Here is a 24,232-nt window from a genome sequence, read left to right on the forward strand (position 1 = left end):
ATTGGAGGAGTTTAGCACCATGAAGACGATTGTCGAATTAAACGAAACATGGGAAATTCGCAGCTTTGAACCGTTTGCCGCCTTAAACGGGGAACAGTTGGAGACAGGGGGCTGGATACCGACTCATGTACCGTCCCAAGTCCATGAAGTGCTGCTCCGGGAAGGTTTGATCGACGATCCGGCGGCTTACGGCAAAGGCAAGGAGTGTCTATGGGTCGCGGAACAAGATTGGATATACCGCACGGTCTTTAAGCACACGGAACCGGGGAAAAAAGCGTATCTCCATTTCAAGGGGCTGGATACGCTGGTCGATATTTTTTTGAACGGTACCCATCTGGCATATCATAACGATATGTATGTGCCGATCCGGCTGGAAGTGACCGAGCTGCTGCGGGAAAGCAACGAGCTGGTTCTGCATTTCCATTCCGTGCATGAATTTATTAAACATGCGGAGCTGCCTGAAGAGTGGCAGGGAAAAATGAGACCCAGCCGGTTGATCCGCAAAAGCGAACACGACTTTGTCGATTATTTGGGGCCCAAGCCGTATGTTACTCGGGTTGGCATTTACGATAAGGTGCTGCTGGAAGTGATCGACGGGATTGAAATAACCGAAGCCGATATTGCCGTCAAGCTGTCTGACGATTACCGTCAAGGACGGATTGGCTTTAAGGTGAGCGGCTTAGGTTTTACGGACGGAAGTGTGCTGAAAGTCCAAGTCAGAGATCCGGACGGGCAGCTTGTGGAGGAGCGGGAATTGCCTTTGCGGGGCGGCGTTGACGGCAGCCAGGACCGGACCTGGAGTGAAACGGCTGAATTGACCGTTACGCAGCCGGCTTTATGGTGGCCGAGAGGGCACGGATCACAGCCGCTCTACGAGGTATCCGCAGCTGTATGGAACGTCGGCGAAGCTAGAGACCGCGTGGTGAAACGTATCGGCTTTCGGCATGTCCGCATGGCGAAGCCGTTTGATTTTGAAATCAACGGCAGGCGCATTACGTTGTGGGGGGCTCAATCGGCGCAGATTCAAGGGATCACACACTGCTGGAACAACGAAAAGTCGAACAGGCTGCTTGATCTGCTGGAAAATGCCAATATGAACGCGCAGCGGATATGGGGCGGGGCGGACAGGTACGACGATGCGTTTTATGATGAAGCCGACCGCAGAGGCATCTTGCTCTGGCAGGAGTTTTTCCACGATTACGGGATGTTTCCCGACAGCCGGGAATACCGCGAGTTGTGCGTCAAGGAAGCGGAGTACCAGGTGAAACGGCTGAAGCATCGTCCTTCGCTGCTTTTCTGGTGCGGGGGCAACGAATGTTTTATGGGCGCGGAATACGAGCAGCCTGGAGTTCCTTATATCGGCGGCGCTATTTTTCTCGAGGACTATAAACGCGTTTGCGAAACGTTGGACCCGGACCGCTATTACCACATCAATTCGCCTTATGGCGGGGCTTATTGCAACGATCCGCTCGCAGGAGATACGCACAGCTATACGAATACATGGTACGTGCCGGGAGCCGACTATCCGATTATGATCGCGGAAGAAATCCGCACGTCGCCGCCGGCTGTGAAAAGCTTCCTGCGCTACATGGGCGAAGACAAGGCGTGGCCCGCCGATTACTCCGGCATGATCACAAGCCGTTCGCCGTATCCGTGGCCGGATACTTGGACGGAGCGCACGTCGGCGTTCGGGTGGAAAAAGATTCCGCCGATCGAGCTGTTTTACGATTCGGACAGCTTGGAATCCGCGGTGTACAAATTCGGCGCCGCCCACGCCTATTATTTGCGCAACATTATCGAAAACAACCGCAGAGGCAAACCGTCCTCCAATCCGGAAGGCGAACGAATATGCAAGGGCCATTTTGTATGCAGATGGAACGATTCGTGGCAGGTCATTTACGGCAGCATGATCGACTATTATTTGGAGCCGTACATGCCTTATTATGCGGTCAAACGAGCTTACGAGCCGGTGCTGCTTACATTTGACGTGCAAAACTTCATTTATTGCTGGGCCGTCAACGACAGCGCAGACGATGTGGCGGGAACGCTGCACGTTCGGCTGTTTCATCCCAGCGCCAACGCTTTCGTGAACGAAATCAAGCGGAAGGTGCGTGTCGGGGCCGGAGAGTCGAAGCTGGTGTGCGATCTTAACGAGTTCAAGCAGTTTTCGCGGGAATATATTCTGTTTGCGCAGCTCGTGAACGAGCACGGAGACGTTGTGAGCCGGACGAATGATTTTGTCGATATCGAGAAAAAGCTGCGTTTCCCCGAAGCCAAGCTGCATCTGACGATGAAGGGGAATGTGCTGACCGTCACAACCGACAAGTTCGCCCGATGCGTCCAACTGTCCGGCAGCGATCAAGGGGACGAGTTCGGCTGGCTGTTCGAGGACAATTATTTCGATCTGCTGCCGGGGGAAGTGAAGCGGGTACGTATATTGGGCAGCCACCGGAGCGGCACGATTACAGCCAAACCTTATTATTCCCCGCTGGCCAGCACGATTGAAATGGCTGGAAATCCGGATAAAGGAGGCAATTAAAGTGAAGCTGATACGTTATTCAGACACGATGTTTGACTTGGTTTCCGAAAACGCCGCTTTCGATCAGCTGGCCAGCGGATTTGGTTTTACGGAAGGGCCGGCTTGGTGCGCCCGCAGCGAACGGCTGTATTTTACGGATTTTACATGCCATCGCATTTATACATGGAACCGCTCGGAAGGCGTGAAGTTGTTCAGAGAGCCCAGCGGCAGAGCGATCGGATTGACGATGGACGCGGAAGGCCGATTGCTCGCCTGCGAATCGCAAAACCGGCGAATTTCCCGAACGGAAACGGACGGCTCGGTGACGGCGCTGGCCTCCCGTTTCAATGGAAACCGCCTAAGCAGCCCCAACGATGTGATCGTCAAAAGCGACGGTGCGGTTTATTTCACGGACCCTTACAGCACGGCGATGGGAGATACGAAGGAGCAGCCGTTTAACGGCGTATACCGCTGGAACCCGCAAACGGGCGAGGTTGACGTGGTTGTTGCGGAGTTTGAACGGCCCAACGGCCTGGCGTTTTCGCCGGATGAACGGCTGCTTTATATCAACGATACGAACAAGCAGCATATTAAGGTATATGAAGTGTTGCCGGACGGAGGCGTGAGCAATGGCCGGATGTTTGCCGAACTTGACACAAGCGCGGGTCCGGGCGCGGCGGACGGGATGAAATGCGACGCCAGAGGCAATGTGTACGTTACCGGCCCCGGGGGGATTTGGATTTACGCGCTGTCCGGCGAAACGTTGGGACGGATCGAAATGCCCGAAGTGGCGGCCAACTTGTGCTTTGGTACGCCAGCGGATTCGCCCGTCGGCACAACGTTGTTTATTACCGCATCCACTTCCGTCTACAGCTTGCAGTTGAACGTATGCGGCGCCGTATAGGAGAGTTCTATGATGAAAATTTCCGATGTAAAGGTATACCGCGTGAGCGGTTGGATGGAACTCGAAGAAGGCGAAAGCGAACGTTCGGCGGCGCCCCGGGATATGTACGCGGAATATGCGGCGCTGGCGCAGCCGGAACAAATCAATTCGGCTAACGGCAAAGTCCGCATTGTTCGCCATTATGTGAGCATCCATACGGACGAAGGTCTGGAAGGCATATACGGGCCGATCGTTTACGAGGAGCAAGCGGACATCATCGTGAAAAAAATAAAACCGCAGCTGCTCGGCCAAAATCCGCTCGACATCGAGCGATTGTGGGATCAGCTGCGTTACGACCGGCATGGCCGCAGCGGCTACTACATGATGGCGGTCAGCGCGGTTGATTGCGCGCTGTGGGATTTGCGCGGCAAGTTTTACAACACCCCCGTGTACCGTCTGCTTGGCGGGGCGACACGCGACAAAATTCCCGTATACGCCAGCATGCTCGGGCATTCGCTGCAATCGGGCGAAGCGGGCAAGCAGGCGAAAGCGGCGGCGCAGCAAGGGTATACGGCGCAGAAATGGTTTTTCCGCTATGGGCCGTCCAGCGGCGCCCAGGGCAAAGCGGACAACCTGCGTTTGGCGGAGGAGGTGCGGGAAGCGCTTGGTTTCAGTTACGAGCTGATGCTGGACTGCTGGATGAGCTGGGACGTACCTTACGCGCTGGATATGATGGAACGGCTGCGCGAGGTGCGGCCGCTTTGGCTGGAGGAGCCGCTGCTGCCTAACCAAATCGACGGTTACCGGGTGTTGAAGGAAAAAGCTCATCTCAACATCGCAGCCGGCGAACATCTGTATACGCGGAAAGAGTTTAAGCCTTTTTTCGACCAAGGGCTGCTGCAATTCGCCCAGCCGGACCCGGATTGGACGGGAGGCATTACGGAGCTGCGCAAAATCGCCGTGGTGGCGGAAACGTATGACGTCAAATTCGTTCCCCACGGCTGCACGGTCATCCCCAATTTGCACGTAATCGCTTCGCTGCCGCCTTTTGTTTGCCCTTATTTGGAATATTTGATCCGCTACCAGAAGCAGCAGCACCATTTTCACAAAAACAAAATGGTTCCTTCCGGCGGCTATTTGTCTTTGCCGAGTGAGCCGGGGCTGGGGATTGAGCTGGATGATACGGCGATCGAAGCGATGGAAGAACATCAAGTATAAGACGGACAAGGAGGCGAGGATATATGAAATACGGTTATTTGGGCCGGTCCGGCATGCGGGTCAGCCGGTTGTGCCTGGGCACTGCCGCTTTCGGCGGGTTAGTTTCCAAGCAAGGCGAATACGCCAGCATCAGCGAAAAGGAAGCTTTTCGCATCATGGATGCGGCGCTGGACGCCGGTATCAATTTTTTTGACACCGCCAATGTGTACGGAGGTGTGCGGCACCGCGGCATGGATATGGGACAACGCGGCATCACGGAAGAAATCATCGGCAGGTGGTTTGCCCAAGGCGGCAATCGGCGGGAGAAGGTAGTACTCGGCACGAAGGTCGGACGTGTATTTGAGCAGGACGACCTGGACGGTCCGAACAAAGCGCAAGGTTTGTCCTTGTACAAAATCCGCAGACATTTCGAAGCGTCGCTGCGCAGGCTGCAAACCGACCATATCGAGCTGTACCAGATGCATCACGTCGACCGCAGCGTAGGCTGGGATGAGTTGTGGGAAGCGCTTGAGAGTTTGGTGAGGCAAGGCAAAGCCGATTATATCGGCTCCTGCAATTTTGCCGGCACGGACCTGCAGAAGGCGCAGGCGGTCGCCAAAGACCGCCGCTTTATGGGGCTGATCTCCGAGCAGCAAGGGTACAATCTGCTGAACCGTTATCCGGAGACGGATGTGCTGCCGGCGGCTAAGGAGCTGGGCATCGGTGTTACGATCTGGAGCCCGCTGGCTCGCGGACTGCTGGCGCTTGACGTCACCCGCCCGATCACACGGACGTTAACCGACGATGCGCAGATGCTGCTTGATAATTACCGGGCGCAAATGGAGCAATTTTCGGCGTTGTGCCGGGACCTCGGGGAGAAAGAAGCCAATGTCGCGTTAGCGTGGCTGCTGGCCAATCCGGCGGTAGCTTCCCCGGTGATCGGTCCAAGCAGCGTGGAGGAGCTGGAGGATACGCTGCGGGCCGTCGACATCCATTTGGATGAGTCCGTTATGCGGCGTATTGACGAGATTTTCCCGCGCCCCCAGGAAGTGTCGATGTTTAAAAAAAGCTGAGCGAATGCTTGCGAAGTGAACTTTCCCGTGGAAAGTTCTTACAAGGAGGATAAGCGATGGAATACACCTATTTAGGACGCACCGGCATGCGGGTCAGCCGGCTTTGTCTCGGTACCGCAGCCTTCGGCGGGTATGTCGCCAAGCAAGGCGAATACGGCAGCTTAAGCGAAAAGGAAGCGTTTCGCATGATGGATGCGGCGCTGGACGCGGGTATCAATTTTTTTGATACGGCCAATGTGTACGGCGGTGTGGGGCATAGAGGAACGGCCGAAGAAATGATCGGCCGCTGGTTTGCACAAGGCGGCGGACGGCGCGAACGCGTGGTGCTCGGCACCAAGGTCGGGCGGGTGTTTGAGTTGGATGAGCTGGACGGCCCGAACAAAACCCAAGGCTTATCCTTGTACAAAATCCGCAGGCATGTCGAAGCGTCGCTGCGCCGACTGCAAACCGACCATATCGAGTTGTATCAAATGCACCATGTCGACCGGCATACGGGTTGGGACGAATTGTGGGAAGCATTCGAAGGCCTGGTGCGGCACGGCAAGGTCGATTATATCGGATCTTGCAATTTCGCCGGCGTCGATTTGCATAAAGCGCAAGCGGAAGCAAAGGAACGGCGGTTTATGGGGCTTGTCTCCGAGCAGCAGGGCTACAATTTGCTGAACCGTTTCCCCGAAACGGACGTGCTTCCCGCAGCCCGGGAACTGGGCATCGGCATTACGATCTGGAGCCCGCTGGCCCGCGGGTTGTTAGCGGTGGATATGACCCAGCCGCTTCCTCCCACTCTGACCGAAGACGCGCAGATGCTGCTGGAGAACCGGCGTGCGCAGATGGAGCAATTCTCCTTATTGTGTCGGGATCTCGGCGAGAAGGAAGCCAATGTCGCTTTGGCATGGCAGCTTGCCAACCCGGCGGTTGTGAGCCCGGTCATCGGTCCGAGCACGGTAGAAGAGCTGGAGGACTCGCTGCGCGCGGTCGAGATTCGGCTGGACGAGTCAACCATGAAGCGGCTCGACGACATTTTCCCGCCTCCGAAAGAAGTATCGATGTTTAAAAAAAGCTGACTCGTAGATGCCGGCCAAGAGATTCTATATAAATTGAACGGGGAAGGGGGAGATCCGCCGCATTGGCGAAGGGATCCCCTTTCTTCCAATCGGAAAGGAGCGATCACGATTGTCTGCCCATGACCATATGACGCCTTGCACGGTCCGGGAAACGACGGTTGCCGGCATTCAAGTCGTCGAACTGGACAACGGCTTGTTGTCTGTCAGCATACTGGTTGGAAAAGGCGCCGATATCTATGATATTATATACCAGCCTACGAATACCGATTTCCTTGTGAAGTCAAAGGAAGGGCTGCGTGTTTTCGAAGGGAGAAATCTTGCCGAGACGCGGCTGAAGATGTACTCTGAGCTTTATCCCGGGGGCTGGCAGGATTGTTTGCCTCACCGGGGCCGCTATGAGGATGTCGAGATTACGCAAGAGAACGGCGGCATTGCAGCGACAGTTCCGTGGCAATACGAGCTTTGCCGGGACGATGACGGTTATGCCGGTATCCGCTGTTTTGTCGATCTGCCGGAAATGCCGATCCATGTGGAGAAAACGTACATGCTGAAGTCCGGGGAGGCCAAGCTGTACATTGACGAGCGGCTGCAAAATAGAGGCGGGGCACCGATGCGGTTTACGTGGACGCAGCACGCCGCTTTTGGCGGCTCCTTTCTGGACGAGCAGGTGACCATCGAGGTGCCACCGGACTGCGTCGCTTTTCACGCTCGCAGTTATGATCGCGCGTTTAAATCGGACCTTCGCCGGTACGAGCAGCCGGTCGACCGGGTCACGCTGCCGGACGGAAGCAGCCGGAATTTGCTGCAAGTGCCGCCCAAGACGGCGAACGAGTCGTTTTTTATCGTGCTGAAACACGTTCGTGAACCATGGGTCAAGCTGATGAGCGGCAGACTGCGGATCGGAGCGTGCTTGCATTGGGATTTGCAGATATTTCCATTCATCCGTTACTGGTCGAATCATACAAAGGATTTATATACAGTTGGGCTGGAGCCTTCAAACGACGCTTTCGCCGGATTCGACGATTCCTTGGAGCACGGCACGTTTCAACAGCTGCTGCCGGGGGAGCGATGCGATACAAAGCTGGTGTTTGAAGTGTTGGATTTTCGCTAAAACGTAAGAGCAGTTATGGACAGCCGCTTATGCGTGAAAAGGGTAAATATGCTGCGTATTATGCATAACTATCCAATGCGTTTAAGTGGTATGTTAGTCTTATGCTCCGGCTAAATGTTGTCTTACGATGACAAATCTTGTTCAGAAGCCTAAAAATCGGCGGTTCAAAAACTGTCACTTCCATGCAGTCGCTGCGGCTGCAATAATCAATCTCGAAAACGCTGTCAGACGGACGAAATCCTATGGCTGCCATACCATATCAGGTGTTTTTGGGAGGTTATTATGAACGTAAACAGAAATCGCAACGTTGTCACGATGTCCATGCTGCTCGCAGTGTCCATGGGGCTTGCCGCAGGATGCGGCAGCGGGGGTAAAGATGCAAATTCCGGAGCGTCTGCAGGAAAAGATGCCGCCGCAGGTCCCGTACTGAAAGTCCAATTTATGGTTCCTTCATATGCCGATGTGCCGGATATGAACAACGAATATTGGTCGAAATTTCAGAAGGAAAGCAAGTCCCAGCTCGATGTCGAATGGATCCCGTCCGGCGACTACGACACGAAGTTTGATTTGGTGCTGGCCTCCGGCAACATTCCCGAGGTGATCGTCGCCAACAACATTACGCGCCCGACGCTGCAAAATGCCGTCAAGCAGGGGGCGTTTTGGGATTTGACGCCGTTTCTCGGCGATTTCAGCAAATACCCCAATTTGAAAAACAACAGCTATAAAGATGTTTGGAATTATATGAAGACGGACGGCAAAATTTACGGCGTACCGCGCAACCGTCCGCAAATCGATGTGAGCATCAAGATGAGAAAAGACTGGCTCGACAAATTCAAGCTTCCGATGCCGACGACGTTGGATGAATATACCGCAGCGTTAAAAACGATCGTCAACGGCGATCCCGACGGCAACGGCAAAAAAGATACCGTTGGCCTGATCGGCCAAGGTTTCCTGCTGGCTGACGGCGACGGCAGCTTCCTGGCGGCTTTCGGCGGGTTGGATCCGATTTACGACAAGGAAGGCGGCTTGATCAATAAGCAGCTCACTCCGAACTATACGAGCATGGTCGATTATTTCCGCGGGTTGTATACCGACGGCATCTTGTCCAAAGACTTCTCTTTAATCAAACAAACGCAAGCCGAGGAAATGTTTAATACCGGACGAGCCGCTTCATATGCCCGCAACATTTGGCGCGACTATTCCTTCGAGCAGGAAATCAAGAAGGTGCAGCCGGAAGCGCAGGTCATATCGCTGCCGCCGATGAAAGGTCCGGGCGGGCTGAGCATCCAATTGTCCACGCCGTTCTCGGGCGCGTTTTATATCTCGAAGAAAGTTCCAGAGCAGAAAGTGAAGCAAATTCTGGATTTCTTCGAAAGAACAACAACGATGGAGCAAACCGACTATAACTACTACGGTATCGAAGGCGTCCATTATCAGCTCGCCGACGGCCAGCAGCAGCTAACCGACCTCGGGAAAAAGCAAGTGACCGCAAACGGCACCGGGGCGATCTTCCCGCTTGCCTACAACAACAAGATGAAAGTGCTGAACCCGGCAGCGCCAAAAGCATATAACGACGCAAAGATGAAGTCGGTGGAGGAATACGCCAAGGTCGGCAAGTTCGATCCGTTCTCCATCATCAACTCAAACGCATGGATTGCCAGCTGGCCGAAATATTCCACGGAGTGGCAGTCGATGGTCATTAAAGCGATCGTAGGCCAAATTTCCATGGACGAATATAAAGCTTACGTCGACAAGATCAACAACAGTCCGGATTTCAAGAAAGCTTATCAGGAGTTTGCCGCCGATTACAAAGAAAAGTTCGGCAAATAAACGAATAACGAAGGGACGGCTGTGCGGTCTGGGTCATACCGGATCGGCTGACAGCCGTTCCTTTCCCGCTTTTCATCATCATTGCGTGCTGCGGCATACTGCCCGATGGAATTGTTTTCGCAAAAATGGGAGGGCTTATCGGTTTATGATTCATTGGAGTAAACTATTCTTGAAATACCTGGGTATCGGGCGATTGACCAATCCGCGTAAGTATTTGTTTAAGCTGATTTGGCTTGGCTGTATTTCTGCATGTATTCCCGTTATTCTGGTCAGCTTGGTCTATTACCAGCTCTCCATGAACCGGATGGAAACATATATTCAGAATGAAAGCGAATCGTCCATGACCATCATGAAGGATCGCGCCGAGCGGGTGTTGCAAGAAATCGAACAGGAATCGCTTCAATTAGCCAAGGACCCCATGGTGCAGGAAGAATTTACCGCGATGCCAAATGAAAACGGCCTTTTGAACATGGAGATCTTGAGGAAAATCGCACTGGTCAAAAATTCAAACAGTTTTATCAGCGAAATCGTATTGTACAATAGCGTGGATAAGCAAATATTATCCAATGAATTCGGCGCCGTCTCCAAACAGGATTATAAATATAAAGACAATATCGACCAGCTGCTAGGCAGCCCGCATCCGACGCAATGGACCCAGCTTAAAGGACGGGAAGGTTATGTGACCTTCGCCAGATTGCTGCCGCTGATTGGTACAGGCGGACCGGAGGGCGTTCTGAGCTTTGAAATCGAGACCTCTGCGCTGAGCAAGTTTCTGGAGACCGATACGGCCATTTTGACAGACGATCAGGAACTGACCATTGTCAAATTAAATAACCCTTTTGCCGAGAACAGCCGGCTTGACGCCGTTCATTTGCGAAAAAGCGCCGAGCTGAAAGGCTTGCAGATGATCAAATCGTCGGACCAAACGTCGGGGCGTTTTTGGGCGGAAGGCATTGACGGCAAAACGGCGCAATACCGGTACGTCAAAAATGTGTTTGGCAGAACGTATGTTTCCGTTATCCCGGAGCAGGCGATGACCGAGCAGTTTAATTGGATGCGCAAGGTGATGGTGGAAACGCTGCTTGTTTTTATCGGCGTCGGCATTTTTCTGACGTACGCCACTTCCAAAAAAGCTTACAATCCGATTGAACAGCTGCTTCGCCACAGCCGCGCGCTCCGTTCCGGCGGGATGGAGCATAAGCAGGACGAGCTGGATTTTATCAAAGATTCGCTCAATTACTTAAGCAACGAAACCGACAAGCTCGGATCCTATATCGAAAATATCGAACCTTCCTTGCGCGAGAAGTTTTTATTTCAGCTGTTAAGCGGCTACTATACAAGAAATTCTACGCTTCTGGAAGATTGCAAGACGCATGGCATTGAAGCCGGATTTACTCATGTGGTGTTGATCGTCGAGGCCGAAAACATCTATAAGGAAAAACGCTTCCGGCCGGAAGAGAAAGGCATTGTAGCATTTTCGCTGGCCAATGTCATGCAGGAGATGCTGCGCAATGACGCGCTTCAAGGTTATGCCGTTCCGTATCAAGGCCGGGGCGTCGCTATCCTGCAATATAAATCCGATACAAGCCACAAGGCGATGCTGGACCAGACATTGGCTTATGTCAGCGGTTTGTCCGATACGTTCCGGCAGTATTTGTCCTTCGAGATTAGCGTGGGCATCGGCCGCTTCTATGAGCACGTGGTTGACGTGCCGGTGTCGTATAAAGAAGCGGAGAACGCGCTGCAATACCGGATTTTTCGCGATTCGGAGCAAGCTTTGTTTATCGATGAGGTGGAGCATGTGAAGAAACAGACGCTGCTGCGTTTTCCCGCGGATGCCGAGTCGGCCGTGCTGGAAGCGCTGGAGCAGGACGATCTCCCGTCCGCCGTCCAGCATTTTGCCCAGTTTGCCGAGGTGCTGCAGCGGTCTCAGTCGTATGTGCTTATATATCAAGGCTACCATGTGCTGTTAGCGTCGCTGATTCGTTCATTAGAGAAGCAAGGCGTCAACGGAGCCGATTTGATGGAACACAATTTGTTCGGCCAATTAAAAAGCAAACAAACGTCCAAAGAAATCCGCAGCTGGTTTGAAGAAACGTTGTTTCCGCTGTATTCCTGGCTGACCCGCAAAGACAGGGAAGCGGCGTCGGACACCGCGGTCCAGCAGGTGTGCCAGTATATCCGCGCGAACTGCGGCAATGATCTGTCGCTGGTGCAATGCGCCGAAATTGCAGGCGTCAGCCCATCTTATTTAAGCCGTATTTTCAAGAAGAAAACGGGCACCAATTTTTTGGAATATGTGGTTGAAACGAAGATGCTTGAAGCCAAACGGCTGCTCAAAGAAACCGACCACGGGATCAGTGAAATTGCCGCGGCGGTCGGCTATTCGGAGCGCAACTTTATTCGCATTTTTCAGCGCAATGCACAGATGACCCCCGGCACATTCCGAACGCAGCACCGATAGAGGAGGGGGGGAGGCCCGCTTCGCCAATTTTGCAAAAACCAACTGTAGCCTGTACCGCGTATTTACTTCATCACATATATTAACCTGGCGAAACTGAGGAGGTTGAAGGTGTGAAGAAAGTAAAGTACAGAATGGGCAAATTAGGAAAGTATAATTTTATGAAAAAGTTCAGCCAAATCAATACATTCCTCCCCGATACCCGGCTGGCCACCAAATCCAATATCAAAGCGATGCTGGAATTGTATGATTCGCTTTATGTCAAACCGGACGAAGGTACGGGCGGTCACGGCATATTGAAAATAACGAAACTCCAGAACGGCTATTCGCTAAAAGGCGGGAAATCCACCAGAACGTTTCATTCCATCGACGCGTTATACGGTTCGCTGCGAACCGTCTTATCCAAACATAAGTTTGTCGCTCAACGGGGCATCGATTTGTTGAAACATAACAAACGGGCGTTTGATATCAGGGTTATGGTGCAGAAGAATCGCAACAAACAATTGGTTCCCACGGGGATTATCGGAAGATTGGGGAAGGCAAACAAGATCGTAACCAATTATCATTCCGGGGGGACCCCGCTGCCCTTGGATACGCTGCTCAAATCTCACCTGCAAGGAGAAGCTAGGAAGGAATATATTCGCAGGATGAAGGAGCTGGGGAAAAAAGCAAGCAGCGTCTTGCGGAAAAGCTATAAAAGCAAGCCGGCCTTTGGCGTCGATATCGCCATCGATTCCAACATGAAACCGTGGATTCTGGAAATCAACACCGGACCCGATATGTCGATTTTTAACACGTTAAAAGATAAAACGATGTATAGAAGGATTCTAAGGTATGCCAAATTAAAAAGATAGTTTCATGCTGCATGACGATCAAAATCTTGGCTGCGCCCTGCCAAGGTTTTTTCTTTTTGCTGGGGTATGGTAAACTTGAATTCAGCCATATGTTCAGATTGATTTAAGAAGGGAGTTTTGCCTGATGCAAATATGCGATTTTTTGTTCCCCAAGGAAAAGGTGTCTTACATCAATTCATCCGCCAACATGCTGGAGGCAATGAATAAGTTGGAGCAGACCCAATACACGGCTATTCCCGTTATTGACGGCGAAGGCAGATACGTGGGTACGCTCTCTGAAGGCGATTTATTGTGGAAGATGAAATGCACCCCCGGATTAACTTTTCAGAACTTGGATACGGTGAAGGTTTGCGAAATCAAACGCCGCATTCATAACGAATGTGTATCTGTGAATGCCCACTTGGAAGATATGCTTGAACTCGCTGCCGATCAAAACTTCGTTCCTGTTGTAGACGATCAACGCATATTTATCGGAATTATCCGCCGCAAAGATATCATCGAGTATTACACGGACAATATTACCGACTGACCGCTGCGGCATGAACATGGTATGATTCCGGCCTCCATTCTCACCCAATCTTGAACCGAACATCCGCGCAGCGCCATAACGCGCTCGGGACGGACGGCGGCAAGCCGTCCATCGCTGTCTCGGTTCCAACCGTACGCCCCGTACACCCGCTGCTTTACTTTTCATTTTCATAAGCCCCGCTTATCGGTTCGATGATTGCCCGTCTTTAATGATCACACGGAGTTCACGACGGGCATGATGAGTCGACTTCCATTCCTTCACAAACATTTGGTTCCGCTTACACCGATGGTCTACGCTATTTACGGTTGTAATCCCATGCTAACATTTGCGATATTTGTATTACATATATTTTGATATATTGATTTTATCTGCGGATTATTGACTGTTTTTTTTTGTTATGCAATAATTTGTATAACAACTTTGAGTGAGTATGGCGATAATCTGGAGATGAACTATGGCTGAGAAAGAAAAAGTATCACAAACGATTTCCCGCGAGCTGCTGCAAAGAATTGAATCCGGCGAATTTCCTCCCGGCTCCAAGCTCCCTACGGAAATGGAACTCACGGCACAGTTTGGCGTAAGCCGGGTGCCGATCCGCGAGGCGCTTAGCGTGCTGCGGGCAGCTGGTGTGATCAGCTCGCGCCAGGGCGGGGGAAGTTACGTCGAGGAGCGGTCGGGAGGTTCGGCTTTGCTGCATCAGATTCGCATTGAAAGCGACGATGTGGAAGCCATCAAACATTTGTTTGAAATGAGGAAAATTTTGGAGCCGGAAGCGGCTTATTTGGCTGCGCTCAGACGCACGCCGGAGCAGCTGGAGATGATGAACCGGGCGCTGCAATGGCTGGAAAGCGAATCCGCCGATACCGGCAAGTTAGGATCGGAGGCCGACATCGAATTCCACCGTCTCATCATGCTGGCGACCCAAAACCCGATTATGATTCAAATGGCGGAGAGCTTATCCGCCTTATATGAACGGGCGCTGAAGATTACGCTCCGGCCCAATCTGGGATTAATCGAAAAACGCAAAGCGGTGCATCAAGAACACCGGGACATTTTATCCGCAATCGAAAGGGAAGAGCCGGAGCTCGCCAAAATTCAATGCGCCATTCATTTGAAAAATGCGGAGAAAAAATTAAGCTTATATTTCTAAGCGTCTTGTATTAGCGAACGAAGGGGAGGAACGGAACCCGTGACGAAGATGACAACATCCCATATTCAAGAAATGAAAACGATCGTCAAAACCGGCCGTGTGTTGACCGATGAAAGCGACCGTTACAGCTATTCGTTTGACGCTTCGTTTGGCACTTATTTGCCGGATGTGGTGATTCAGACGAAAAACGCGGAAGAGCTGGCTACGCTTGTGAAAATGGCCAACCGCGAGCGTATCCCGGTATACCCGCGTGGTCAAGCGACCAGCTTAAGCGGCGGGCCGCTTCCGGTTCACGGCGGCATAGTTTTGGATTTGTCGGTGATGAACGACGTGCTTGAGATTCACGACGATGATCTGGTTGCCGTCGTGTCCCCCGGAGTGCTCACTTCAAACATACATAAAGCGGCCGAGCAAAAAGGGCTGATGTACCCTCCCGATCCGAGCAGCTCCCACGTATCTACGATCGGCGGCAATTTGGCGGAAAATTCCGGAGGCCCGCGCGGCCTGAAATATGGAGTGACCAAAGATTACGTGATCGGGCTGGAAGTCATTACGCCGCAAGGAGAGCTGATCCGCACGGGCGGCCGCACCGTAAAAAACGTCACCGGCTACGATTTGACCAAGCTGATCGTTGGTTCCGAAGGCACGCTGGGCATCATTACGAAGGCGATTTTACGTCTGATCCCTAAGCCTCCGGCGGCGGAAACGGTAATGGCGGTTTTCGACAGTCTTGTCGATGCGGGAACGGCGATTTCGAAAATATTAACGTCCGGCATTTTGCCTGCCAAAATGGAGCTGATGGATCAGGCTTCCATCGTCGCTGTGGAGAATTACGAGCCTTCAGGATTGCCACGCGATGCGGCAGCGATGATAATGATCGAGCTGGACGGGCATCCCTTGGCCGTCAAAGACGAAGCCGAGCAAGTATCGCGGGTATGCAAAGAAGCGGGAGCACGAGAAGTCCGCGTGCCGCGGACACAAGCGGAAAAAGACGAAGTATGGAAAGCGCGCAAGCTTGTATCTCCCGCCATCGTGCGGATCAAACCGACCAAAATATCCGAAGACGCGACCGTGCCGCGCAGCCAAATTCCCGAAATGTGCCGCCGCTTGCAGGAAATCAAAGCCAAATACAACCTCGAGCTTGTCGTTTTTGGCCATGCCGGCGACGGGAATTTGCATCCGAACATTTTGGCCGACAAATCGGATAAAGAGGAAATGCGGCGTGTGGAGCAGGCGGTTGCGGAAATTTTCGAAACGGCCGTGCAGTTGGGGGGGACGTTGTCCGGCGAGCATGGCATCGGCACGATGAAGGCGCCGTTTATGGAAATGGAGCTTGGAGCGGAAGGGCTGGATATGATGAAACGCATCAAGGACGCTTGGGATCCGAACCATATTATGAACCCCGGAAAAATTTTTCCCGAGCCGGGCCAAAAGTTGGTGCTTAGCGAATGAACGACAAGCTGAAAGCGCTGCGCGAAGAACTGAAATATGACAAAACCGATTCGTGTGTGCAATGCGGATATTGTTTGCCGGCCTGTCCGACATATGCCACGATGGGCAAGGAAACGCATTCGCCGCGCGGCCGGATCAATCTGGTGAAGATGGTCGGCGAAGGGAAAATTACGGATCTTTCCGTGTTGGAAGAACCGATGGATCTGTGTCTCGGCTGCCGGGCTTGCGAAACGGTCTGCCCCACGGGGGTGGAATACGGCTCCATCTTGGAGGCGGCACGCGCCGCTATTACGCGCAGAAAGACTTATTCCGCTCCGGTGAGGATTTTACGCCATACGTTATTCAAGAGAGTATTTCCCAGCCGTCAAGCGATGAATCTGATCGGCAACGCCAAGTGGTTTTATGAAAAAAGCGGCGTGCAAAAGCTGGCGCGCAAAAGTGGCGTCATTGCCAAGTTGCCTTCGCACTTGGGCGATTTCGAAGTGATCGCGCCGCCGGCGGTATCTCCGCTGGAACGTTCCAGGCTGCCGCGGTTCACGGCGGCCCGGGGAGCGAAGAAGTACACGGTCGCTTTTTTCACAGGTTGTGTTATGGATGCGATGTTCAGACGCATCAATCATTTGTCCGTGAAGCTGCTTGCCGCCGCCGGCTGCGACGTTGTCGTGATCGATAATCAGACATGCTGCGGAGCGCTGCATGCCCATTCCGGCGAACTGGACGAAAGCAAGCGGCTGGCCAAACGAAATATCGCCGCTTTTGAACAGGTCGAAGCGGATTTCATCGTTAATAACGCCGGAGGCTGCGGGGCGCTGCTGGTTGAATACGGCCATCTGTTGGCGGACGAACCGGAGTGGAAGGAGCGTGCCAAACGGTTTGCGGAGAAATCGAAGGACATTTCTCAAGTGCTTGTATGGTGCGGCGGCGTTTCGGTTGCCAAGCATTCGGCGGAGCGGGTGACGTACCAGCGTTCCTGCCATATGACCAACGTTCAGAAGGTGAACAAAGAACCGCTCCAGCTCATTCGCAGCATCCCAAACGTCGAATTCGTCGAGATGAAGGAAGCCGAGATGTGCTGCGGTTCGGCGGGCATTTACAATATCGTCAACTTTGATGCTTCCATGGACATTTTGGACCGGAAGATGGAGTATGTAAACGATACGTTGGCGGCTACGATTATCACCACTAACCCCGGATGTTTGCTGCAGATGAAATTGGGCGTAGAAAGGGAACAGAAATCGGGGCAAGTTCGGGTGCTTCATCTTGTGGAATTTTTGGCGGAAGCAGCGGGGATCGAATAAGACGCAGAGGAACGTAACCGGTATTCGATATCGTTGACAAGCGGGCCTGATGTAAATTATATTTACGTGGCAGGCAGCGGGATTTATGAATTTCAATATGTGAGATCTTCTACGAAACCGTTGAGATAATGCAGACGGAAAAGCATCCGAGAGGATGCTTTTTTTGTTCATTTTTTTCAAAGCGATGTGACGTAAACTTATGTTCTCTGACGGGTTGCATACAAATGCGACAAATTAAGTTGCAAACGGTCAACGCTAAAGTGACAAGCTTCTCGTGCGAATTTGTGTACAATCAGGTTAACTTGTCTTCTACTTCGTTTTTTGTGGAATAAACAGGGTACTAACGTTATATATTACTAGGGTGGTATGACAAGCAAATACAAGGATGTGTAAAAAAATCAACAAACGAAAGGGTGCCCTACATGCGTAATCCACTTAAACAGTACATATTCGTTTATCTGCTATGCGTGACGCTACTCTTTACCATGGGATTTGATATGGATACTTGGACGAACAGTCATACGAAGACAGCTGCCCGTAACATCTTGGATCACGACTCGAAGCAACACACCTCAATGGTTAACAAATCGTTCATAGATCAGCCGGAACCGCTTGCTTTTGTCACATATGAAGAACCGGCAGCGCTTTCCGAAGTAAAAGACGAAAACCCACTCATGGCCGAACTTGCGAAGGAACCGGAGAATACGGATCCGGTCGAATCTCAATCAGCGCATATCGCCCCCACTGAAGCCCAATCTGCGAGTATTGACCCCATCGAAGCCAAATACGAAGTAACGGCGTATTATTTAAATGTGCGTGAACAAGCGGATAGTACGTCCAAAATTATCAATGTCGTGCAGAAAGGCAGCATTCTTGATGTGCTAAGCGAAACCGGCAACGGGTGGCTCCAATTAAAAAACGAAGGATACATCCATGGTAGCTATGCCAAAAAGCTCAGCGAAGACGCCAACAGGCCTCCTGTGCAAGTCGCTCAGACAGCCGATAAACAGGCCGCAGAGCAAGCAGTCGCTGCCATACCATCCCCTCCACAGCCTGCCCTGCAAGCAGAGCTGCAAGTCAAATCCACCGAACCCAAAAAACCAAATGCTACGGTAAAATCCGATTCCGGCCTGACTGAAGAACAAATTTCCAAAATTATCCAAAACACTGCTCTGGAAGGCGAAGGGCTGGAACAAGCGATTTTGGAAATCGAAAAAACGTACGGAATCAACTCGTATTTTACGATTGCGGTGATGAAACTGGAAAGCGGCCACGGAAAAAGCCAATTGGCCCGAAATAAAAACAATTTGTTTGGTCTTAACGCGATCGACAACGATTCGTACAATAGCGCGCTCAGCTTCACAACAAAAGGGGAGAGCGTCAAGGAATTCGGCCACATCATCTCCGAGTTTTATATCGAACAAGGTTTTACAAGCATTGAGAAGATTGCACGTAAATATTGCGGGGCCAATTCCAATTGGCCGTCTCTGGTGATGAGCATTATGAACGGCGATTATAAGAAGGTCATTTGACCAGACGTCTTTGATGCCATTTGCGGAAAACCACACCATGTGTCGGTGAGAAGAGCAAGGCGATGAGGAAGAAACCGCCTGCTGCGCAAATCATGCTTCCGGCAATCGAAGCGTCCAGTACGCGAGCTGCAAAATAACCGGCCACGGAGCTGAGACAGCCAATGGCGACACTTAACAAGATCATCCGGCTTAATCTCTCTGTGAGCAGATAAGCTGTGGCGGGCGGAACGACAAGCATGCCAACGACCAGAATGGCCCCGACGCTTTCGAAAGAAGCGACCGTACTGACGGAAACAAGCCCCATCAGCAAGTAATGAAACAAAGCGACAGGAATGCCGGCCGCAGCAGCCATAGCCGGATCGAACGAGCAAATTTTAAATTGCTTGTAAAACGCGGAAATCACAACGACACACAACAGCAGCGCCATACCGACACCCCAGACCGCTTTTGGTCCGATATCCATGCCGGCTACATGAAGCGTATTCCAGGGAACATAAGCAATTTCGCCGTACAGCACGCAATCCAGATCCAAATCGATATTTCTCGTATACATACTGATCAGGACAACGCCAACCGCAAACAGGGCGGTGAATACGACGCCGATTGACGCATCCGACTGGACGCCGCTTTGGTGGAACAGTTGTATCAAGAACACGGTAATAAGGCCGATGGCGGCTGCGCCAAGCAGCATAAACAAGGAATCTCGCGACCCGCTGATCAGAAAAGCGATGACGATGCCCGGCAACACGGAGTGGCTTATGGCATCTCCGATCATCGCCATTTTGCGCAAGACAAGAAAGCAGCCCACAATGCCGCAGGCGCTCGCCACGAGTGCACCGGTTAAGATGATCCATAGTGTGCTCATAGCGCATTCTCCTTTTGTTCCGCTTGGAGCACGGATTTTTCCATGCGTATTTTATGGCGGACGGAAGCGTGCAGCAGTACTTTGGATAAAATGCCCCGGCGGGGAGCGGCGATGACCGATACAACAAACAAGCAAGTAGCGACAAGTACGGTCAAGGGTCCGGTTGGCAAATTATTGCCGCTTGCGCTGATCAACGTACCGATAGAGCCGCTGAGAGCGCCGAACAATCCGGAAAGCACGACCATAAGTCCCAGTTTATCCGTCCAATATCGGGCCGACACGGCAGGGGTGATCAGCAGAGCCGCCATTAACACGACGCCGACCGCTTGAATGCCGGCGACAACGGCTATGACGATGAGAAACATCATGAGCTGGTCCATGACAGCAACGGGATAACCTATTCCGCGCGCAAAACCGGGATCGAAGCTGAGCAGCTTGAATTCCTTGAACAGCAGACTGCAAATGCCAACCAGCACGATGGAAATGACAGCCATGATCATGACGTCGGATTGCATCATGGAAGCGGCTTGCCCAAAAAGGAACTTATCCAGCCCGCTCTGATTGCCGCTGCCGGAATGCTGGATTTGGGTAAGCAGTACGATGCCGAGACCAAAAAATACGGTGAGAACGATGGCCAACGCGGAATCCTGCTTGATTCTTGTATGGCGCGTAATGAAGCCGATTCCAAAGGTGGCCGTTATGCCTGCGGCAGCAGCTCCGAGCAGAAACAGAAAGATCGATTTTGAACCGCTGAGCATAAAGGCGATGCAAACACCAGGCAGAGCGGCATGCGACAATGCGTCGCCCATCAAGGACTGCTTGCGCAAATAGGCGAAGCTGCCGATCACTCCACTGCTTAAACCTAGGAGCATGCAGCCGAAAAGTATCCACCGCGCATTGGGGTCATGGAGAACGTTAAACCATTCGAGCATCTGTGTCACCTCCCGTTGGTGATAAGGGCTGACGGATGATCCCGATCCAGAATCGTTAATCTGCCGCCATACGTTTGCTGCAGTTTGTAGGTCGTGAATGTTTGCTCCGTTGGTCCGAAATCGATAAGCTCTATGTTCAGCAGCATCAGCCAATCAAAATATTCTTTGACCGTGGCGAGGTCATGATGAACGACCAGCACGGTTTTGCCTTGCTTTTTCAGTTCGTTAAGCAGTGTGATGATCGCTTTTTCGGTAGCGGCATCGACGCCGACAAACGGTTCATCCATAAAATACAGCTTGGCGTCCTGCGCCAGCGCTCTTGCCAAAAAAATCCGCTGCTGCTGTCCGCCGGACAGCTGGCTGATCTGCCTGCCGGCAAAATCCGCCATGCCGACCTTCGCCAGGCACTCCATGGCGATTCTTTTTTCGGCGTTCCCTGGGCGTTTGAACCAGCCCAAATGTCCGTACCGTCCCATCATCACCACATCCAGCGCATTGGTGGGAAAATCCCAATCGACGGATTCCCGCTGCGGCACGTAACCAACCAGTTTACGCTGCTCGGTGTATGGTTTTCCATAGATGGTTACATTGCCGGATAACCGGGGAATGAGGCCTAACGCCGCTTTAATTAAAGTGGATTTTCCGGCTCCGTTCGGACCGACGATACCAATCAGCTGTCCTTCCGGCACCTGAAACGTAATGTCTCGCAGCACCGGTTTTTTCTGATAAGCAACGGACAGATCTTGGATAATCAAAGGATATTTGTGCATGATGTACATCTCCTCTTGTTTACTTAAGGGCATTTACAATCGTATCGACATTATGGCGAACCATCCCGATATACGTACCTTCCGGCGTTCCTTCTTCGCCCATGGCATCGGAGAACAATTCGCCGCCGATCTGCATCATATGGCCTTTTTCCTTGGCGCCTCCGATGACGGCATCAATGGCTTTACGGGGAACGCTGGACTCGATAAACACCGCTTTGATTTTGTTTTCAACCAGAAAATCGCGCAAATCCGTGACATCTTTTGTACCCGCTTCGGAAGCGGTGCTGATGCCCTGCAAACCCATAACCTTGAGACCGTACGCATCGCCGAAATAACCAAAAGCATCGTGCGCCGTCACCAATACCCGGCTTTTCTCTGGAATGGTCTTAACTTTCTGTGCCACTTCTTCATCAAGCTGCTGCAATTGCTTCAGGTAGGCGTCGGCATTTTTACGGTAATCTTCAGCGTGGTTCGGATCATGTTGGACAAGCGTGTCTCTAATTGACTCCGCAGCCTTCATCCAATGCTTAACATTAAACCAAATATGCGGATCGTATTCGGTGTCCATCCCGTTTTGGGCTCCGGATCTCAGCGTGTTATGGGGAATGTTGTCCGATACGGCGACAGTTGTCTTCTTTTTGGCCATTTTTTCAAAAATTTCAACCATTTTTCCTTCCAGATGAAGCCCGTTGTAAAAAATAATATCCGCCTTATCCAGCTTAGCGATATCTCCTTGTGAAGCTTTATATAGATGAGGGTCAACGCCCGCTTTCATAAGCCCCGTTACTTCTACGTGTTCTCCGCCAATGTGCTTGACCACATCGGTGATCATTCCGACTGTAGTTGTCACTTTAATTTTTCCCGATTCGCTTGGTGAAGCGTTTGGGCTGCCGCCGCATGCGGACATAACGGCAAGACTGCCGACAATTAGGATCATAAAAAGCAACCGTTGAACCCGACTTGTTAATCTTAAAGATGATTGGACACGCATCGTTTATCTCTCCTCTTTTTAAATAGTTAGCCTTGCTCAAGTCTTACAACGGGTTCTTGACATCTATCAACTCTCTTTCCTTAGAGTAAGAATGTTTCCTTAAGGAAACATTCGGGGCAAAAAAATAAGCGGCCCTTGTATCGCCTACTACCACATTATTATCCTACACCAAAATAATTGCCTGTACAACAAAAAATTTACCCTATGCAAAATTGTTCTTCGGTTTAACAACGCCGCAGCAAGTCTTAAACAGCTTGTTTCCTCATATGATGACAACAACCATGTCCTAATCGAGGAGGCGTTCATGAATACCATTCTGCTTGGAGCCGCAGCCTCATCGCTGTGTACGGTGCTAGGCGCTCTGCCTGCGATGTTATTTACCCATGTAACGCACCGCGGAAGAGACATTCTTTTAGCATTTACAGCGGGAGTTATGGTGTCGGCATCTACGTATGGACTCATTCCATCGGCTTTAAAAATTTCCAACCTCGTTGTATTAACGATCGGCATTTTATTAGGGACGATCATACTGACTTTAATGGAACTGATTGTGCCTCATGAGGATCCCGAACACGCGAAAACAAAATCTCCCCATGCGGCAAGCACATTTCTGTTTCTGTCTGCGATGGCGCTTCATAATCTTCCAGAAGGGCTGTCCGTAGGCGTCAGTTATGGAAGCGCGGATCAGGATTTAGGCGCTATCGTTGCGTTAAGTATCGGACTGCAGAACATTCCCGAAGGGTTTCTGATCGCGTTATTTCTCATTACACATCGTGTAAATAAATGGGTGGCCGTCTTGTTGGCAACGATCACCGGCATGCTGGAATTGCTTTTTTGCTGGATTGGTTATCTTTTTACCGGACTCTTCTCGGGTGTTGTTCCGTATGGCCTAGCGTTTGCCGCAGGAGCGATGCTTTTTGTCGTTTACAAGGAGCTGATCCCGGAAAGTCATGGGGACGGAAACGAGAGGGCGTCGACCTTTTCGTTTATTTTTGGGTTGTTGACGATGATCTGCTTGACGCATTTGTTGAGGTAGGGTGGGGGTAAAGTAAATCGGTCAGAAAAGGGGAGCTTCAATCAATTGCTTGGCGCTTGAATACATACCGGCATTGGTGATGTCGAAGTGATCTGGCGGAAGAGAGGCTTCTGCCGCCGCCGATATTGCGAGAGTCGGTTGATAGATTTGGTGCGAACCTGAAGCTCACATGCAAACCCCAAGGGATTCGCACCTTGCTTCTTTTCAGGAACTGTTACATAATTAAATGCATAAACTGGTCGTTTTTGGAAGTATAGTATCGATTCGCACTTTTGGGGCTTGCATGCCTTGATATATAAGGCTTGGAACCACCCGCCGTCGCTCCTTACGTAGGAGCGTGGATTGAAATCAGGCAATCGAACTTATAACGATCGACATTATAAAGTCGCTCTTTACGTAGGAGCGTGGATTGAAATATCGAGTACATTCAGATGTTTGCCTTCTTTATCTCGGTCGCTCTTTACGTAGGAGCGTGGATTGAAATGTTGAGGAGGTGAACAAAATGTTGAGTCGCCAGAGTCGCTCTTTACGTAGGGGCGTGGATTGAAATTACCGATGAGCAGCCCATATGGTCACAATTATGCGTCGCTCCTTACGTAGGAGCGTGGATTGAAATAAAGGATCGAATGCAGTAAAACAACTGGCTTAGATAAGTCGCCCCTTACACAGGGGCGCGAATTAAAATA

At 51.6% G+C, this 24,232-nt stretch carries 19 protein-coding genes; 15 read left to right on the forward strand and 4 right to left on the reverse strand.

The features are described 5' to 3' along the window. The first annotated feature begins 19 nt into the window (after positions 1 to 19). From EYB31_RS06760 to EYB31_RS06825, 14 genes are all read left to right on the forward strand, one after another. Positions 20 to 2,539 carry a beta-mannosidase gene (locus tag EYB31_RS06760; protein ID WP_131012536.1) on the forward strand — a complete coding sequence of 840 codons (2,520 nt, stop codon included), beginning with the start codon at positions 20 to 22 and terminating at the stop codon, positions 2,537 to 2,539. A gap of 1 nt (position 2,540) precedes the next feature. Then, a complete protein-coding gene (locus tag EYB31_RS06765; protein ID WP_206105440.1) occupies positions 2,541 to 3,422 on the forward strand; it encodes an SMP-30/gluconolactonase/LRE family protein in 882 nt (293 codons plus the stop codon). Positions 3,423 to 3,431: 9 nt separating this feature from the next. Further along, entirely contained in the window at positions 3,432 to 4,619 is a 1,188-nt protein-coding gene (locus EYB31_RS06770; protein WP_131012537.1) for an enolase C-terminal domain-like protein, read from the forward strand. A 23-nt stretch (positions 4,620 to 4,642) separates the two neighbouring features. Further along, positions 4,643 to 5,671, forward strand: coding sequence for an aldo/keto reductase (locus EYB31_RS06775; protein WP_131012538.1), 1,029 nt, complete (start codon positions 4,643 to 4,645; stop codon positions 5,669 to 5,671). A 56-nt stretch (positions 5,672 to 5,727) separates the two neighbouring features. Beyond that, on the forward strand, positions 5,728 to 6,735 hold the full coding sequence (locus EYB31_RS06780; RefSeq protein WP_131012539.1) for an aldo/keto reductase: 1,008 nt from the start codon (positions 5,728 to 5,730) through the stop codon (positions 6,733 to 6,735). Positions 6,736 to 6,844: 109 nt separating this feature from the next. Further along, a complete protein-coding gene (locus EYB31_RS06785) occupies positions 6,845 to 7,846 on the forward strand; it encodes a DUF4432 family protein (RefSeq protein WP_131012540.1) in 1,002 nt (333 codons plus the stop codon). A 282-nt stretch (positions 7,847 to 8,128) separates the two neighbouring features. Then, positions 8,129 to 9,676, forward strand: coding sequence for a type 2 periplasmic-binding domain-containing protein (locus tag EYB31_RS06790; RefSeq protein ID WP_131012541.1), 1,548 nt, complete (start codon positions 8,129 to 8,131; stop codon positions 9,674 to 9,676). A 169-nt stretch (positions 9,677 to 9,845) separates the two neighbouring features. Beyond that, the gene (locus EYB31_RS06795; protein WP_165452269.1) at positions 9,846 to 12,140 is read left to right on the forward strand and encodes a helix-turn-helix domain-containing protein; all 2,295 of its coding nucleotides are present in this window, start codon (positions 9,846 to 9,848) and stop codon (positions 12,138 to 12,140) included. A gap of 110 nt (positions 12,141 to 12,250) precedes the next feature. Continuing rightward, positions 12,251 to 12,991 (forward strand): YheC/YheD family protein, encoded by a 741-nt coding sequence (locus EYB31_RS06800; RefSeq protein WP_240762153.1) that lies wholly within the window; start codon positions 12,251 to 12,253, stop codon positions 12,989 to 12,991. Positions 12,992 to 13,115: 124 nt separating this feature from the next. Then, positions 13,116 to 13,520, forward strand: a complete 405-nt coding sequence (locus EYB31_RS06805) for a CBS domain-containing protein (RefSeq protein WP_131012543.1) — start codon at positions 13,116 to 13,118, stop codon at positions 13,518 to 13,520. A 454-nt stretch (positions 13,521 to 13,974) separates the two neighbouring features. Further along, the gene (locus EYB31_RS06810) at positions 13,975 to 14,670 is read left to right on the forward strand and encodes a FadR/GntR family transcriptional regulator (RefSeq protein ID WP_131012544.1); all 696 of its coding nucleotides are present in this window, start codon (positions 13,975 to 13,977) and stop codon (positions 14,668 to 14,670) included. Between the two features lie 48 nt (positions 14,671 to 14,718). Next, the gene (locus EYB31_RS06815; protein WP_131012890.1) at positions 14,719 to 16,122 is read left to right on the forward strand and encodes an FAD-binding oxidoreductase; all 1,404 of its coding nucleotides are present in this window, start codon (positions 14,719 to 14,721) and stop codon (positions 16,120 to 16,122) included. Further along, positions 16,119 to 17,420 (forward strand): (Fe-S)-binding protein, encoded by a 1,302-nt coding sequence (locus EYB31_RS06820; protein WP_131012545.1) that lies wholly within the window; start codon positions 16,119 to 16,121, stop codon positions 17,418 to 17,420. The genes EYB31_RS06815 and EYB31_RS06820 overlap by 4 nt, the downstream gene beginning before the upstream one ends. A gap of 497 nt (positions 17,421 to 17,917) precedes the next feature. Further along, a complete protein-coding gene (locus tag EYB31_RS06825; protein WP_165452270.1) occupies positions 17,918 to 18,952 on the forward strand; it encodes a glucosaminidase domain-containing protein in 1,035 nt (344 codons plus the stop codon). Here the strand turns inward: EYB31_RS06825 and EYB31_RS06830 are convergent. From EYB31_RS06830 to EYB31_RS06845, 4 genes are read right to left on the reverse strand one after another with little or no spacing between them, the layout of a single operon-like run. Further along, positions 18,945 to 19,817, reverse strand: coding sequence for a metal ABC transporter permease (locus EYB31_RS06830; protein ID WP_131012547.1), 873 nt, complete (start codon positions 19,815 to 19,817; stop codon positions 18,945 to 18,947). The two genes, EYB31_RS06825 and EYB31_RS06830, sit on opposite strands and share 8 nt — an antisense overlap. Next, complete coding sequence (locus tag EYB31_RS06835) at positions 19,814 to 20,749, reverse strand: metal ABC transporter permease (protein WP_131012548.1); 936 nt, start codon at positions 20,747 to 20,749, stop codon at positions 19,814 to 19,816. The genes EYB31_RS06830 and EYB31_RS06835 overlap by 4 nt, the downstream gene beginning before the upstream one ends. Positions 20,750 to 20,754: 5 nt before the next feature. Next, positions 20,755 to 21,519, reverse strand: coding sequence for a metal ABC transporter ATP-binding protein (locus tag EYB31_RS06840; RefSeq protein WP_131012549.1), 765 nt, complete (start codon positions 21,517 to 21,519; stop codon positions 20,755 to 20,757). A gap of 19 nt (positions 21,520 to 21,538) precedes the next feature. After that, on the reverse strand, positions 21,539 to 22,510 hold the full coding sequence (locus EYB31_RS06845; protein ID WP_131012550.1) for a metal ABC transporter solute-binding protein, Zn/Mn family: 972 nt from the start codon (positions 22,508 to 22,510) through the stop codon (positions 21,539 to 21,541). 304 nt (positions 22,511 to 22,814) lie between these two features. Here EYB31_RS06845 and EYB31_RS06850 point away from each other — a divergent pair, with 304 nt between their 5' ends. Continuing rightward, entirely contained in the window at positions 22,815 to 23,546 is a 732-nt protein-coding gene (locus EYB31_RS06850) for a ZIP family metal transporter (protein WP_131012551.1), read from the forward strand. The last annotated feature ends 686 nt before the right edge of the window (positions 23,547 to 24,232 follow it).

The organism is Paenibacillus thalictri (assembly GCF_004307995.1).
Taxonomy (GTDB): domain Bacteria; phylum Bacillota; class Bacilli; order Paenibacillales; family NBRC-103111; genus Paenibacillus_AF; species Paenibacillus_AF thalictri.

What these genes read in the sequence shown, in the direction of transcription:
- EYB31_RS06790 (WP_131012541.1), top strand. Translation starts at nt 8,129, where the DNA reads ATGAACGTAAACAGAAATCGCAACGTTGTCACGATGTCCATGCTGCTC.
- EYB31_RS06820 (WP_131012545.1), top strand. Translation starts at nt 16,119, where the DNA reads ATGAACGACAAGCTGAAAGCGCTGCGCGAAGAACTGAAATATGACAAA.
- EYB31_RS06835 (WP_131012548.1), bottom strand. Translation starts at nt 20,749, where the DNA reads ATGCTCGAATGGTTTAACGTTCTCCATGACCCCAATGCGCGGTGGATA.
- EYB31_RS06815 (WP_131012890.1), top strand. Translation starts at nt 14,719, where the DNA reads ATGACAACATCCCATATTCAAGAAATGAAAACGATCGTCAAAACCGGC.
- EYB31_RS06840 (WP_131012549.1), bottom strand. Translation starts at nt 21,519, where the DNA reads ATGCACAAATATCCTTTGATTATCCAAGATCTGTCCGTTGCTTATCAG.
- EYB31_RS06805 (WP_131012543.1), top strand. Translation starts at nt 13,116, where the DNA reads ATGCAAATATGCGATTTTTTGTTCCCCAAGGAAAAGGTGTCTTACATC.
- EYB31_RS06775 (WP_131012538.1), top strand. Translation starts at nt 4,643, where the DNA reads ATGAAATACGGTTATTTGGGCCGGTCCGGCATGCGGGTCAGCCGGTTG.
- EYB31_RS06830 (WP_131012547.1), bottom strand. Translation starts at nt 19,817, where the DNA reads ATGAGCACACTATGGATCATCTTAACCGGTGCACTCGTGGCGAGCGCC.
- EYB31_RS06770 (WP_131012537.1), top strand. Translation starts at nt 3,432, where the DNA reads ATGATGAAAATTTCCGATGTAAAGGTATACCGCGTGAGCGGTTGGATG.
- EYB31_RS06825 (WP_165452270.1), top strand. Translation starts at nt 17,918, where the DNA reads ATGGATACTTGGACGAACAGTCATACGAAGACAGCTGCCCGTAACATC.
- EYB31_RS06845 (WP_131012550.1), bottom strand. Translation starts at nt 22,510, where the DNA reads ATGCGTGTCCAATCATCTTTAAGATTAACAAGTCGGGTTCAACGGTTG.
- EYB31_RS06850 (WP_131012551.1), top strand. Translation starts at nt 22,815, where the DNA reads ATGAATACCATTCTGCTTGGAGCCGCAGCCTCATCGCTGTGTACGGTG.
- EYB31_RS06810 (WP_131012544.1), top strand. Translation starts at nt 13,975, where the DNA reads ATGGCTGAGAAAGAAAAAGTATCACAAACGATTTCCCGCGAGCTGCTG.
- EYB31_RS06760 (WP_131012536.1), top strand. Translation starts at nt 20, where the DNA reads ATGAAGACGATTGTCGAATTAAACGAAACATGGGAAATTCGCAGCTTT.
- EYB31_RS06780 (WP_131012539.1), top strand. Translation starts at nt 5,728, where the DNA reads ATGGAATACACCTATTTAGGACGCACCGGCATGCGGGTCAGCCGGCTT.